At 46.1% G+C, this 12,539-nt stretch carries 9 protein-coding genes and 1 pseudogene; 3 read left to right on the plus strand and 7 right to left on the minus strand.

Features of this window, described 5'->3' with window-relative positions; all coding sequences use genetic code 11:
* Positions 1–4: 4 nt before the first annotated feature.
* The 4 genes and pseudogenes from adhE to BT105_RS15270 form a co-directional block, all read right to left on the minus strand.
* Positions 5–2,641 (minus strand): bifunctional acetaldehyde-CoA/alcohol dehydrogenase, encoded by a 2,637-nt coding sequence (gene adhE, locus BT105_RS05595; RefSeq protein ID WP_072299822.1) that lies wholly within the window; start codon positions 2,639–2,641, stop codon positions 5–7.
* A 26-nt stretch (positions 2,642–2,667) separates the two neighbouring features.
* A complete protein-coding gene (grcA3, locus tag BT105_RS05600) occupies positions 2,668–2,907 on the minus strand; it encodes an autonomous glycyl radical cofactor GrcA3 (RefSeq protein WP_028515057.1) in 240 nt (79 codons plus the stop codon).
* Positions 2,908–2,932: 25 nt separating this feature from the next.
* Entirely contained in the window at positions 2,933–5,038 is a 2,106-nt protein-coding gene (pflB, locus tag BT105_RS05605; protein ID WP_072299823.1) for a formate C-acetyltransferase, read from the minus strand.
* A 116-nt stretch (positions 5,039–5,154) separates the two neighbouring features.
* Positions 5,155–5,305 (minus strand): annotated as a pseudogene (locus BT105_RS15270) (ATP-binding cassette domain-containing protein); the annotation flags it as partial.
* Positions 5,306–5,418: 113 nt separating this feature from the next.
* On the opposite strand from BT105_RS15270, the gene BT105_RS05610 reads away from it, so the two are divergent.
* From BT105_RS05610 to BT105_RS05620, 3 genes are read left to right on the plus strand one after another with little or no spacing between them, the layout of a single operon-like run.
* Entirely contained in the window at positions 5,419–6,054 is a 636-nt protein-coding gene (locus tag BT105_RS05610; protein ID WP_072299824.1) for a TetR/AcrR family transcriptional regulator, read from the plus strand.
* Positions 6,044–7,786: an ABC transporter ATP-binding protein gene (locus tag BT105_RS05615; RefSeq protein WP_072299825.1), complete on the plus strand. Its 1,743-nt coding sequence runs from the start codon at positions 6,044–6,046 to the stop codon at positions 7,784–7,786. The genes BT105_RS05610 and BT105_RS05615 overlap by 11 nt, the downstream gene beginning before the upstream one ends.
* The gene (locus BT105_RS05620; protein WP_072299826.1) at positions 7,783–9,519 is read left to right on the plus strand and encodes an ABC transporter ATP-binding protein; all 1,737 of its coding nucleotides are present in this window, start codon (positions 7,783–7,785) and stop codon (positions 9,517–9,519) included. The genes BT105_RS05615 and BT105_RS05620 overlap by 4 nt, the downstream gene beginning before the upstream one ends.
* A gap of 209 nt (positions 9,520–9,728) precedes the next feature.
* Here BT105_RS05620 and BT105_RS05625 read toward each other — a convergent pair whose 3' ends face one another.
* Genes BT105_RS05625 through BT105_RS05635 form a run of 3 tightly spaced genes read right to left on the minus strand, consistent with a single transcriptional unit; the run spans position 9,729 to position 12,520 of the window.
* Positions 9,729–11,222 carry an ABC transporter ATP-binding protein gene (locus BT105_RS05625; RefSeq protein ID WP_037324620.1) on the minus strand — a complete coding sequence of 498 codons (1,494 nt, stop codon included), beginning with the start codon at positions 11,220–11,222 and terminating at the stop codon, positions 9,729–9,731.
* Positions 11,223–11,228: 6 nt separating this feature from the next.
* Positions 11,229–11,933, minus strand: a complete 705-nt coding sequence (locus BT105_RS05630) for an energy-coupling factor transporter transmembrane component T (RefSeq protein WP_072299827.1) — start codon at positions 11,931–11,933, stop codon at positions 11,229–11,231.
* Entirely contained in the window at positions 11,930–12,520 is a 591-nt protein-coding gene (locus BT105_RS05635; RefSeq protein WP_072299828.1) for an MptD family putative ECF transporter S component, read from the minus strand. The genes BT105_RS05630 and BT105_RS05635 overlap by 4 nt, the downstream gene beginning before the upstream one ends.
* Positions 12,521–12,539: the final 19 nt, after the last annotated feature.

Below are 12,539 nucleotides of genomic sequence, written 5' to 3' on the forward strand. Positions count from 1 at the left end.
CCTTTCAAGCCTTTGGATACTCTTTTTCGGTGAATGTTCTGCCGTAGTAGGCGTTGAGGTATATCTGCTTTATCTCGCTGAGAAGCGGATAACGGGGATTTGCACCTGTGCACTGGTCATCGAATGCGTTTTCTGTCATTTCGTCGAGAGTAGCCATGAAATCCTTTTCGGGAACGCCGTAATCTGCGATAGTATCCTTTATGCCGATCTTATGGCGGAGCTCTCTTATAGCGGCGATAAGCTTTTCCAGCTTGTCCTTTGAAGTCTTTCCGCCAAGTCCCAGATAGTCTGCGACTTCTGCATAGCGTTCAAGAGTATGAGGGTGGTCGTACTGAGGGAAAGTACCCATTTTTGCAGGAGTTTCCGCCGCGTTGAAGCGCAGTACATCTTCGATAACGAGGGCGTTTGCGATACCGTGGGGGATATGGTGATAAGCTCCCAGCTTATGGGCAAGGGAGTGGCTTACGCCGAGGAATGCGTTTGCAAAAGCCATACCAGCCATTGTTGCGGCGTTAGCCATTTTTTCTCTTGCTTCGGGATCGTTGGGACCGTTGTCGTAGGCACGGGGGAGATACTCGAATATTATTTTCAGAGCCTTTAGTGCCAGACCGTCTGTGAAGTCTGTCGCCATTACAGAGGCGTATGCTTCGAGAGCGTGAGTTACCGCGTCTATGCCCGAAGCAGAGGTAAGTCCCTTAGGAGCGCTCATGTGGAGGTCGGTGTCGATTATTGCCATATTCGGCAGGAGCTCATAATCAGCAAGGGGGTATTTTACCCCTGTGCTCTCGTCGGTGATAACTGCGAAAGGGGTTACCTCGGAGCCTGTTCCCGCAGATGTGGGGATAGCCACAAAATATGCCTTTTCGCCCATTTTCGGGAAGGTGTAAACTCTCTTGCGTATATCCATGAAGCGCATTGCCATGTCCGCAAAATCAGCCTCGGGGTGTTCATAGAGAACCCACATTATCTTTGCGGCGTCCATAGCAGAACCGCCGCCCACTGCGATGATAACATCGGGCTTGAATACGGATATCTGCGCTGCACCTTCCTTAGCGCAGGCGAGAGTCGGATCGGGAGCTACATCAAAGAATGAAGAGTGCTGTATGCCCAGCTCGTCAAGCTTGTCCGTTATGGGCTTTGTGAAGCCGTTTTCGTAGAGGAACTTATCCGTTACGATGAATGCACGCTTCTTGTCCATAATGGTTTTCAGCTCGTCAAGTGCTGTCGGCAGGCAGCCGCGCTTCATGTATATCTTTTCGGGAGCTCTGAACCAAAGCATATTTTCTCTCCTTTCGGCAACTGTTTTGATGTTGAGCAGATGCTTTACTCCGACGTTTTCGCTTACGGAATTTCCTCCCCATGAGCCGCAGCCGAGGGTAAGGGACGGAGTAAGCCGGAAGTTGTAGATGTCGCCTATACCCCCTTGGGATGATGGAGTGTTTACAAGTATACGGCAGGTCTTCATTCGGCTGCGGAATTCTTCGAGCTTGTCCTGCTGTGTGATAGTGTCAAGATAAATTGATGAGGTGTGACCGTAACCGCCGTCGGCAATGAGCTTTTCGGCTTTATTGAATGCGTCGTGTATATCCTCCGCCTTGTACATTGCAAGGACAGGGGAGAGCTTCTCGTGAGCGAATTCCTCGGAAAGCTCTGTGCTGACCGTTTCACCGATGAGTATTTTTGTGCCCTCTGGAACTTTAACCCCTGCAAGCTCTGCTATTTTGCAGGCGCTCTGTCCGACTATCTTAGCGTTGAGAGCTCCGTTTATAAGGATAGTCTTACCGACTTTTTCTTTTTCGGCTTTTGTAAGGAAATAGCAGCCCCTTGCGGCAAATTCAGCCTTGACCTTGTTATAGATATTCTTGTGCACGATAGTCGACTGCTCTGACGCGCAGATCATGCCGTTATCGAAAGTTTTTGAGTGGATAATTGAGTTTACCGCAAGTATGATATCCGCGGATTCGTCGATGATAGCAGGAGTGTTTCCTGCGCCTACGCCCACAGCAGGCTTACCGCTGGAATAAGCAGCCTTTACCATTCCGGGACCGCCTGTTGCGAGGATAATATCAGCCTCCGCCATAACAAGATTGGTCATTTCAAGGCTGGGAACGTCGATCCATGAGATTATTCCCTCGGGAGCTCCTGCCGCAACGGCTGCTTCAAGAACGATTTTTGCCGCCTCGATAGTGGACTTTTTTGCTCTCGGGTGAGGGCTGATAATTATTCCGTTTCTTGTTTTCAGCGCGATGAGGGACTTGAAAATAGCTGTAGAAGTTGGGTTCGTAGTGGGGATAACAGCCGCGATAACGCCGATAGGTTCGGCAATCTTAGTTATTCCCGAAGCCTTGTCCTCCTCAATGATACCGCAGGTCTTTACGTTTCTGTATGCGTTATAGATATACTCGGACGCATAATGGTTCTTGATGACCTTGTCCTCTACAATGCCCATGCCTGTTTCTTCCACTGCAAGCTTTGCAAGGGGTATCCTGCTTTTATTTGCCGCAGTTGCAGCTGCAAGGAATATCTTATCTACCTGTTCCTGAGTGAATGCCGCAAACTGCTTTTGCGCCTGCCTTACTTTTTCGATTGCTTTTTCAAGCTTTTCCGTGCTGTCAACTATTTCATAATTCTTTTTATTCATATTTACCTCCGTTTTGATTTTTATTATCACAGATGTGAATGGAATGTACGGGAAATAACGTCGTCCTGCTGCTCTTTGGTGAGCTTTACAAAGTTTACTGCATAGCCCGAAACTCTTACTGTGAGCTGTGGGTACTTCTCAGGGTGAGCCTGAGCGTCAAGGAGAGTTTCACGGGTGAAAACATTTACGTTGAGGTGGTGTCCGCCTTTTTCAACGTAGCCGTCAAGAAGCTCTATAAGGTTGTCTATCTGTTTTTCATTATTCATAAAATTCCTCCTTTTATACTCCGTATCAGATTTGTTTTTTGAGCTTGTCCAGATCAAGATCTCCGGCGAAAACCTCCATGTCCTTACCGAGAGCATTTGGAACTATGGAGAAGGTATTGGAGATACCGTCCTGTGCGTGTCTGAAAGGCAGTTTAGCTACAGACGAGAGCGAAGCTACAGCGCCGTGAGTGTCTCTGCCGTGCATCGGGTTAGCTCCCGGAGCCAGCGGAACTCCCTGCTTTCTGCCGTCGGGAGTATTTCCTGTTTTCTTGCCATATACGACGTTTGAAGTAATTGTAAGAATTGACATTGTGGGCACACTGTCACGGTAGGTGTGATGCTTTCTTATGCAGTCCATGAACTTGCGGACTACAGTTACCGCTATCTGATCGACACGGTCGTCATTGTTGCCGTACTTCGGGAAGTCTCCCTCTATCTCATAGTCGACTACCACGTTCTTTGCAATGCTTGTAACGTTGCCTGCCTTGTCCTTTATTTCGATATCCCTGCGGATAGGTTTAACCTTAGCATACTTTATTGCTGAGAGTGAATCGGCAACTACCGAAAGTCCTGCGATACCTGTTGCGAAGTAACGCTTTACATCACGGTCGTGGAGTGCCATCTGAAGTCTTTCGTAGCTGTATTTATCATGCATATAATGTATAACGTTCAGAGTGTTGACGTAAAGTCCTGCCAGCCACTCCATCATATCTATGTACTTTTCCCATACATCGTCAAAGTCAAGGTACTCACTGTCAACAGGTCTGAACTTCGGACCAACCTGTATGCCGAGGCGCTCGTCCACACCGCCGTTTATAGCGTAGAGCAGACACTTTGCAAGGTTTGCTCTTGCTCCGAAGAACTGCATTTCCTTGCCCACTACCATTGAGGATACGCAGCAGGCGATAGCATAGTCGTCGCCGTGAACTACTCTCATCATGTCGTCGTTCTCATACTGGATAGAAGATGTTTTTATCGACATCTTAGCACAGTATTCCTTGAACTTCCTCGGGAGCTTTGTTGACCAGAGAATAGTCATATTCGGCTCGGGAGCTGTGCCAAGGTTCTCCAGTGTGTGGAGGTATCTGAAACTGTTCTTTGTAACGAGGTGGTGACCGTCAACGTCAACGCCGCCGATAGACTCTGTTATCCATGTGGGATCACCTGAGAAAAGCTCGTTGTACTCAGGAGTACGTGCGAACTTTACGATACGGAGCTTCATAATGAAGTGGTCGATTATCTCCTGTGCCTGTTCCTCGGTGAGAATACCCTTGTCAAGGTCACGCTGAATGAATATATCGAGAAATGTGGAAGTTCTTCCCAGTGACATAGCCGCACCGTTCTGCTCCTTGACAGCGGCAAGGTAGCCGAAGTAGAGCCACTGAACTGCTTCCTTAGCGTTTGCGGCAGGCTTTGAGATATCAAAGCCGTATATCTCGCCCAGCTTCTTGAGATCCTGCAATGCGCGGACCTGCTCTGCAAGTTCCTCGCGGAGACGGATATTCTTGGAAGTCATTCTTACCAGTGAAGTATCTATCTGGTGCTTCTTGTCCTCGATAAGGAGATCAACACCGTAGAGTGCTACACGTCTGTAGTCGCCGATGATACGGCCTCTGCCGTAAGCGTCGGGAAGTCCTGTCAGGATAGCCGAATGACGTGCAAGTCTCATCTCGGGAGTGTATGCGTCGAAAACGCCCTGATTGTGAGTTTTTCTGTACTTTGTGAATATCTCGACTACAGAGGGATCGACCTCGTAGCCGTATTCCTTGCAGGCCTGCTGAGCCATTCTGATACCGCCGAAGGGCTGTAATGCGCGCTTGAAGGGCTTGTCCGTCTGGAGACCTACTATCTGCTCCAGATCCTTTTCAATGTAGCCTGCGCCGTGTGAAGTTATTGTTGATATGATCTTGGTGTCCATGTCAAGGACTCCGCCTGCTTCGCGCTCCTGTCGGGAGAGATCCATGACCTTGTCCCATAGCTTTTTTGTTGCCTCGGTAGGAGGTGCGAGGAAGCTTTCGTCGCCCTCATAAGGAGTGTAATTCTTTTTGATGAAGTCTCTGACGTTTACAGAAGTATGACTCCAGCGGCCCTCTGTAAAGCCGTCCCATTCCTTTTGCCATGCGTTGAACATTATTGAATCGCCTCTTTGTTATTTTTTTATCAATGTTATAATACCACATTGATAAAGTTTTGTCAATATATGTTAGCTTCGGATAACGAAATGAATTGATAATTAAAGTCTTCTTCAGTTGTTTTATCGAGAATAATAACAGGAGAGTCCTTCATTATAGCTCTTGCAATGGAAATACGCTGTTTCCGCCGCCGAAAGGCTTGCACTGCCCTCATCGATAACCGTATCATATCCGTCGGGCAGGCTCATTATAAAGTCATTTGATCTATGGTGTTACAAAACGAGACTGAGTATTTATTCTTTACTATTGACAAAAATATTAGTATATGCTAAAATGATAATTGGATTATCGATAATTCAAATATCAAAGGAGCGAAGAAATGTCAACACCTGATACAAGTATTGATCCGCGATTGCTTGCAAGTGCGGAAGAAGAGTTCAGCAAAAATGGATTTATAAAGGCCGAGCTCAAAACTATATGTGAAAATGCAGATATCACAACAGGAGCGCTATATAAGCGATACAAAAGTAAAGAGGAACTTTTCTGTGCTGTTGTCAGCGGCATAGTGTATGAACTTAACGCTTTTGTAGACAGCAGATCGGATATCGATTTTTCTGCACTCAGCAATGAAGATATAATTGCGTCCTGGACTATGACGTATGAGAATTTTATTCCGATGTTCAAGCTGCTTTATGACAACAGAGTCACATTCACCCTGCTTATTGATAAAGCGGCAGGAACAAGATATGAAAATTTCAGTCATGAATTTGTGGCAAAGCTTAGTTACGCCTACGAGAAATTCTATGACGAAGCTAAAAAACGCGGACTCGCAAAGGCTGATGTTACACGGGAAGAATTCCATGTTCTCATTTCCTCATACTGGACCTGCGTATGCGAACCTTTTATCCATAAGATGTCATGGAAGAAAATACAGGAACACTGCCGCGTAATGTGCAGATTTTTCAACTGGAGAGATGTTATAATTATAGAAGGAGGAAAAGACAATGTTCAGTAAGATCAAGCCCTATATGGGCAGATATATCAAATATACATATGCGGCACTGGCGACAATGTTAATAGCACTTATCGCATCAGCTGTACCTTTTTTTCTGATATATCGTATCATTCAGCCGTTGCTTGATGGTAAAAAGCTATCAGCAGCGTATTATACAGGTCATATCGTTTTAATTTTTATATGTATGTTAGCATATGCTATCTTATATGTTCTGGGGCTTAAGTTCTCACATATTGCAGCATTCAATACATTGAAAAATCTCCGTATTTCATTGCAGAAAAAGCTGGAACGTCAGCCGCTTGGCACGATTCAGGATATGGGAAACGGTAGGATAAAAAAGCTTTTTACTGATGATATTGATCAGGTCGAGCTACTGCTTGCACACGCTATACCGGAGGGAATAGCAAATCTATCTATGGCACTTATCGCAATAGTTTGCATGTTCTTTGCCAACTGGAAGCTTGCACTGCTGTCCCTTTGTTCTCTGCCGTTTGGCCTGTTTGCAATGGGTATGATGTTCAAGGCCGGTATGGCGAAAATGAACGATTACTATACTGCCGCCGCAAAGATGAATTCAACGATCATAGAGTATGTAAATGGTATGGAAGTCGTCAAGGTTTTCGGTCGGGACGGAGAATCATACAAGCGCTACGAGAGCGATATCAAAAGCTACCGGGATTTTACCCTTGCGTGGTACAAGATCTGCTGGCCGTGGATGGCTCTTTACAGTGCGCTCATTCCGTGCGTAGCACTAGTTATGCTGCCTGTGGGTACACTGATGGTCATAAACGGTTCGGTTACTCTGGCTGATCTGGTATTGGTATTCTGCCTGACGCTGTCTATAGGTGTGCCGCTGCTGAAAGCGCTGAACTTTGCTGGCAAATTTCCGCAGCTTAATTACAAAGTTGATGAGATTGAAAAGGCTATGGACAATGAACCATTGCATTCCAACGGCAACTCGTTTACAGGCAGTTCGCATATCGTACAATTTGATGACGTTCGCTTTGCCTATAAGGAACAGGAAGTTCTGCACGGTGTTTCATTGGAACTTGGTGAGGGTACGTTCACTGCTCTGGTGGGGGAATCAGGCAGCGGCAAATCTACCCTTGCAAAGCTGCTGGTGCATTATTACGACCTGAACGGCGGAACGATCACACTTGGCGGTCAGGACATCACGGATATGAGCATTGAAGCGCTGAACGACAATATCTCCTATGTTTCGCAGGAGCAGTTTTTATTCAATACAACGCTGTATGAAAATATTCTTATCGGTAAGCCTGATGCAAGACGTGAGGATGTCTTAGCGGCTGCTGAAAAAGCTCAGTGCAATGAGTTCCTTGAACGTCTGCCGAAAGGTATCGACACAATGGCAGGTGACGGCGGCAAAATGCTTTCCGGCGGCGAACGTCAGCGCATATCTCTTGCGAGAGCAATACTGAAAAATGCTCCTGTAATCGTCCTCGACGAAGCAACGGCATTCATAGATCCGGAGAATGAGGAAAAAATGAATGCTGCTATTGCTGAGATCATCAAGGGCAAAACAGTTCTTGTCATCGCACACCGCCTGCAGACTATAGTTAATGCTGACAAAATATGCGTGATGAAGAACGGAAATATTATCGCCGCCGACACACATGAAAAGCTTCTGCAGAGCTGTGATGAGTATGAAAAGCTCTGGAACAGCAGTGAAGCAAGAGCTAACTGGACTATCGGAAATGAGGTGAGAGCATGATAGGTATGATAAAGCGAATCCTTGATGTTTCAGGAAAATACAAGGGTAGGATATACGGAGCAATGGTTCTGTCATTTTTTAAAGGTATGCTGATGAAGGTGCCTGCGATTGCAACATTTCTGATCGTATCTGCTTTCATTGACGGCAAGCTTTCAAAGAAAGCCTGTGTTTATGCAGCTATTGCGCTTGTGGGCAGTGTAGCAGTACAGGCACTATTTCAGAATATCGCCGACAGGTTACAGAGTGCAGCGGGATATATGATTTTCGCGGATATGCGTATGAAGCTGGGAGAGCATCTCCGCCGTATGCCAATGGGATTTTTCACAGAAGGCAACATCGGACGCATCAGCTCAGTGCTGTCAACGGATATGGTATTCATAGAGGAAAACTGTATGGCAGTTCTTGCGGATATGATGAGCTATTTGTTCTCGCAGATAATCATGATCGTGTTCATGTTCTTCTTTGACTGGCGATTGGGATCAGCCTCGCTTGCAGTTACATGCTGCATGATGCTGCTCGGCAGAGGAATGATAAAAAGCGACCTTTCACACTCAAAGGAAAGACAGGATGCCGCTGAGACACAGACCGAAGCGGTACTGGATTTCACTGAAGGCATCGGCATAATCAAGACCTATAATCTGCTCGGTGAAAAATCAAAGGAGCTGACAGACAGCTTTGAACACAACTGCAAGGTCAACCTTGAATTTGAGGAGGAACATGCTCCGTGGGCGCGCGGAGTGAACATGATATACGCTGCGGGTACTGTGTTGGTGCTGGCACTTTCGTCATTCTTGTATTTCAAAGGAGCTATGCCTCTGAATTACTACATCGGTATGCTGCTGTTTCTCTTCGATCTGTTTGTTCCAATCAAGACCTTCTATGATCAGGAAGCGAGGCTGACGGTTATGAGTGCCTGCATGGACAGAATAGAGGCTCTGTTTGCTGAGAATGAGCTTGATGACAGCGGTACACAAACGCTGACGGACAGCATTGCACCAGAGATCGAATACAAAAATGTGACCTTTGCTTACGATAAAAAGGATGTCCTCAAAGACGTATCCTTCAAAGCTGACAAGGGTACGATGACCGCACTGGTCGGACCGTCCGGCGGTGGAAAATCCACAATTGCAAGTCTGCTGGCACGGTTCTGGGATATACAGTCAGGTGAGATACTGCTGAGAGGTACAGACATCCGCAATATACCACTTGCTACGCTTATGGATAATATAAGTATGGTTTTCCAGAGGGTTTATCTGTTTCAGGATACGGTCTATAACAATATCGCTCTCGGCAGACCTGATGCAAGCCGTGAGGAGATCATTGAAGCAGCGAAAAAGGCACGGTGTTATGATTTCATTATGGAACTGCCCGACGGTTTTGATACCGTCATCGGTGAGGGAGGAGCTTCGCTTTCGGGCGGTCAGGCACAGCGCCTTTCTATCGCAAGGTGTATCCTCAAGGACTCGCCGATTGTCATTCTTGACGAGGCGACTGCAAGCGTTGACGCCGACAACGAGAGCTATATCCAGCAGGCTATCTCGGAGCTTTGCAAAGGCAAGACTTTGCTTGTAATCGCACACAGGCTCAATACCATTGTCGGTGCAGACAACATCATGGTCATCAAAGACGGAAAGATAGGTGAGTCGGGCAGTCATGACAGCCTTATGCAAAAGGGCGGCATTTATCATTCTATGGTGACAAAACGAGCAGTCAGCACGGGCTGGAGAAATTAAAAGGAGAAAAAATTTACTGAAAGCGTTAAAGACGAGGTGATGCGTAAGAATGGGACGTCGTAGCCTGAAACTGTAAGTGACTCTTATTTAGATTCTTATAAAGATACTTCTGACCATAGACAACGATCCACCTGTATCAAATAATGAAATCAGACAGAAGTATAGAAAAGCCCGTCCGAGTTTTCAAAACTCAGGCGGGTTTTCATTTATCATACTTTACGGAAATACTTGATACGTCCATTTTCAAGGCACATCAGGTACTGACAGCACAAGGAAATAAGTTCGGGATCGTGAGTAGAAACAATCACTGTTTTTCCTCGTTCTGCAAGCTTTCGCAGCAGACCGCCGACTATTTTCATGTGTCTGTGGTCAAGTCCCGAGGTAGGTTCATCGAAAAGAAGTATTTCAGCATTTGCGGCAAGTGCTGAGCAAATAGCCGTGCGCTGTTTTTGTCCGCCGGACAATGCCATCGGGTGAGTATTTTCGAAGCCTGCCAAGCCAAGCTCAGCTATCAGTTTGTCCGCATACTCCTTATCCTCGCTTTTCATTGACAGCAGCACTTCCGCTTCAACGCTGTCCGTGAAAAGCTGGTGATTTACGTCCTGCATGACCATGTAGCACTTTTTCAGTATGCCTTTGCCAGAGATGCTTTCATTATCAATGTCAAGTTTTACGGGACAGCTTTTTTCAAGTCCGCATAGACAGCGCAGAAATGTTGATTTTCCCGCGCCGTTTCTTCCGATAAGGCCTGTAACGCTGCCCTGCGGCAAACGCAGTTTGGGAATGGAAATGGTGTATTTATCGGAACTCTCAGCAGTGAGCTTCTTTCTGAAAAGCACATATTTCTGCGGCTTATAGGTAAAGTACATATCCCGTATAGTGACCGCTTTTTCAAAGGTTGTGTCGGAGCTTCTGCTTTCTGGAGAGAACATCTCTCCGCCGAATTCGCGTATGTACTTTTCTTCCAGTTTTATGGGACGCAAGCCGTATTGCTGCAGCTCCTCTGATGTCAGTGAACTGAATTCATTTTTATTCCATTCGTGTACTATTTTTCCGTTTTCAAGAAAAACAACGCGGTCAACAAGGTCTTTCAGATACCATAATCTGTGTTCAGAAATGATAATAGTTTTTCCGTTTTCCTTCCATTTGCGGATAACATTTTTCAGCTCGCCGATTGCTTTCCAATCGAGATTAGAAGACGGCTCGTCAAGTATGATGATTTCGGGCATCAATGCAGATACACTGGCGCAGGCTATCTTTTGTTTTTCACCGCCTGAGAGCGCAAAAAGACTCTTTTCAAGCAGAGCTTCAAGTTCAAGTTCATTTACAACTTCAGCCTTTCTGCGGCATATTTCCGCAGGCGGCAGTCCGATATTTTCCGTACCGAAGGTTATCTCACCGTCAGTATCGACTGCAAAAAACTGACTTCTCGGATTCTGGAACACAGTTCCAACCACGCTTGCAAGGTCGTAAAGCTCAGTTTGGGCAATATCCCTGTCGCTTACAGTAACGCTGCCCGACAGCTCCCCTTTGTAGTAATGCGGAATAAGCCCGTTGATAAGCCTTGTTATGGTAGTCTTTCCGCAGCCCGAAGCACCGCAGAGCAGAATGGTCTCGCCGTCCTTAATACTCAGTGAAACGTCATGCAACCCTGCTTCTTCCGAGCCCTTATACTGAAAATCCACATTTTTTATCTCTATCATATACTATCACCTGAAATACTTTGCTGTGATAAAAATAATAACGCTCACCGCAAATATCCCTATCATAATGAAGTCCGCCGCTTTCATTTTCAGCTCATAGGGGCTTGTACGCTTTACGGGAGCTCCTAGACCTCTTGTTACTGCCGCCGCAGACAGCTCCTCGCCTATGCTTATGCATGAGAACATCAGCGGTATCATACGGTATTCTATCATCTTCGTGACCTTTCCGCCGCCCAGTGATATCCCGCGCATTTTCATAGCGTCGTTTATTGAAGAATACTCCTCTTTTATGGTCGGGAAGAAGCGCATAACAACTGCAAGTGAAATTGATATCCCGTCGGGAACGTGCATTTTCTGCATAGCCGACATGAATTCGCCTATCTTTGTTGTCCTTATGACATACCATGCGGTTATCATAGCAGGCAGGAACTGGGCTACTATTCCGCAGTAACCCACAAGTATGGCGGAGAATATGCCTGTGGAACTTTCCGATATGCAGTATTTCAGCAGAAGTAAAGAGGCTCCGTAAAACACCGTAAAACGAAAGGCTGAGGCGTATTTCCCTTCTGTTACCAGCAGAAGTATGGGTATCAGAGTTACCATAATGCGTATGCCCCATTCAAGGGGAGTTATCGCATTGACCATGACGATAAATGATACCGCAAATATCATAAAAAGCTTTGTGCGCGGATCAAGGCTTATTTTTATCATACTATTCCTGCTTTTTCAAAGTGTTTTTTTACAACTGCCTTGCCGAGAAATGCGCCGATGACTCCGAAAACAAAGCAGAGAATAAGCAGTACACCGATAGTCTTTCCGTTTATGGCTCTGAACAGATTATCGCAGTATTCTGCGGAATATCCTCCCTCAAGCATATTCTTGCGGTAGTCCTTTGCTGTGACGATGACAGGGAAGTAATTAGCGCATATCCACAGGCAGAATACTCCGTGACTGATGGCGATGAGCTTGAAGCTCTTATAATTGCCCTTTTTAGCAAGCAGGTCGGCAACAAAGCCTGCTGCGATTATAAGCGGTCCGCCGAGCCAGCCCATACCTGTTACGAACATTACTATCGCCAGCAATACTGACATGATAGTAAGCATACCGAACTTTTCTATCTTGGTATAAAATAGCATCATTGGTATCGAGCCTACCAGCGGTATCAGCACCACGTAAGCGGCAACGATATACGGGTGAATGAAGCCCAACATTCCGCAGGCGAACTCGACCGCAAAGATAAGCGCCGAGAATATGCCTATTGTAATAAAATCCTTTGCTTTAAGTTTCTTGTCGTTCATTTTATAACCTCCTGAAAAA

Origin of the sequence: Ruminococcus flavefaciens (assembly GCF_900119075.1) — a bacterium.
Classification (GTDB): Bacteria; Bacillota; Clostridia; order Oscillospirales; family Ruminococcaceae; genus Ruminococcus; species Ruminococcus flavefaciens_Q.

Bases quoted from the DNA above. Each gene is read 5' to 3' on its own strand.
- adhE (WP_072299822.1), bottom strand. From the start codon at position 2,641: ATGAATAAAAAGAATTATGAAATAGTTGACAGCACGGAAAAGCTTGAA.
- grcA3 (WP_028515057.1), bottom strand. From the start codon at position 2,907: ATGAATAATGAAAAACAGATAGACAACCTTATAGAGCTTCTTGACGGC.
- pflB (WP_072299823.1), bottom strand. From the start codon at position 5,038: ATGTTCAACGCATGGCAAAAGGAATGGGACGGCTTTACAGAGGGCCGC.
- BT105_RS05610 (WP_072299824.1), top strand. From the start codon at position 5,419: ATGTCAACACCTGATACAAGTATTGATCCGCGATTGCTTGCAAGTGCG.
- BT105_RS05615 (WP_072299825.1), top strand. From the start codon at position 6,044: ATGTTCAGTAAGATCAAGCCCTATATGGGCAGATATATCAAATATACA.
- BT105_RS05620 (WP_072299826.1), top strand. From the start codon at position 7,783: ATGATAGGTATGATAAAGCGAATCCTTGATGTTTCAGGAAAATACAAG.
- BT105_RS05625 (WP_037324620.1), bottom strand. From the start codon at position 11,222: ATGATAGAGATAAAAAATGTGGATTTTCAGTATAAGGGCTCGGAAGAA.
- BT105_RS05630 (WP_072299827.1), bottom strand. From the start codon at position 11,933: ATGATAAAAATAAGCCTTGATCCGCGCACAAAGCTTTTTATGATATTT.
- BT105_RS05635 (WP_072299828.1), bottom strand. From the start codon at position 12,520: ATGAACGACAAGAAACTTAAAGCAAAGGATTTTATTACAATAGGCATA.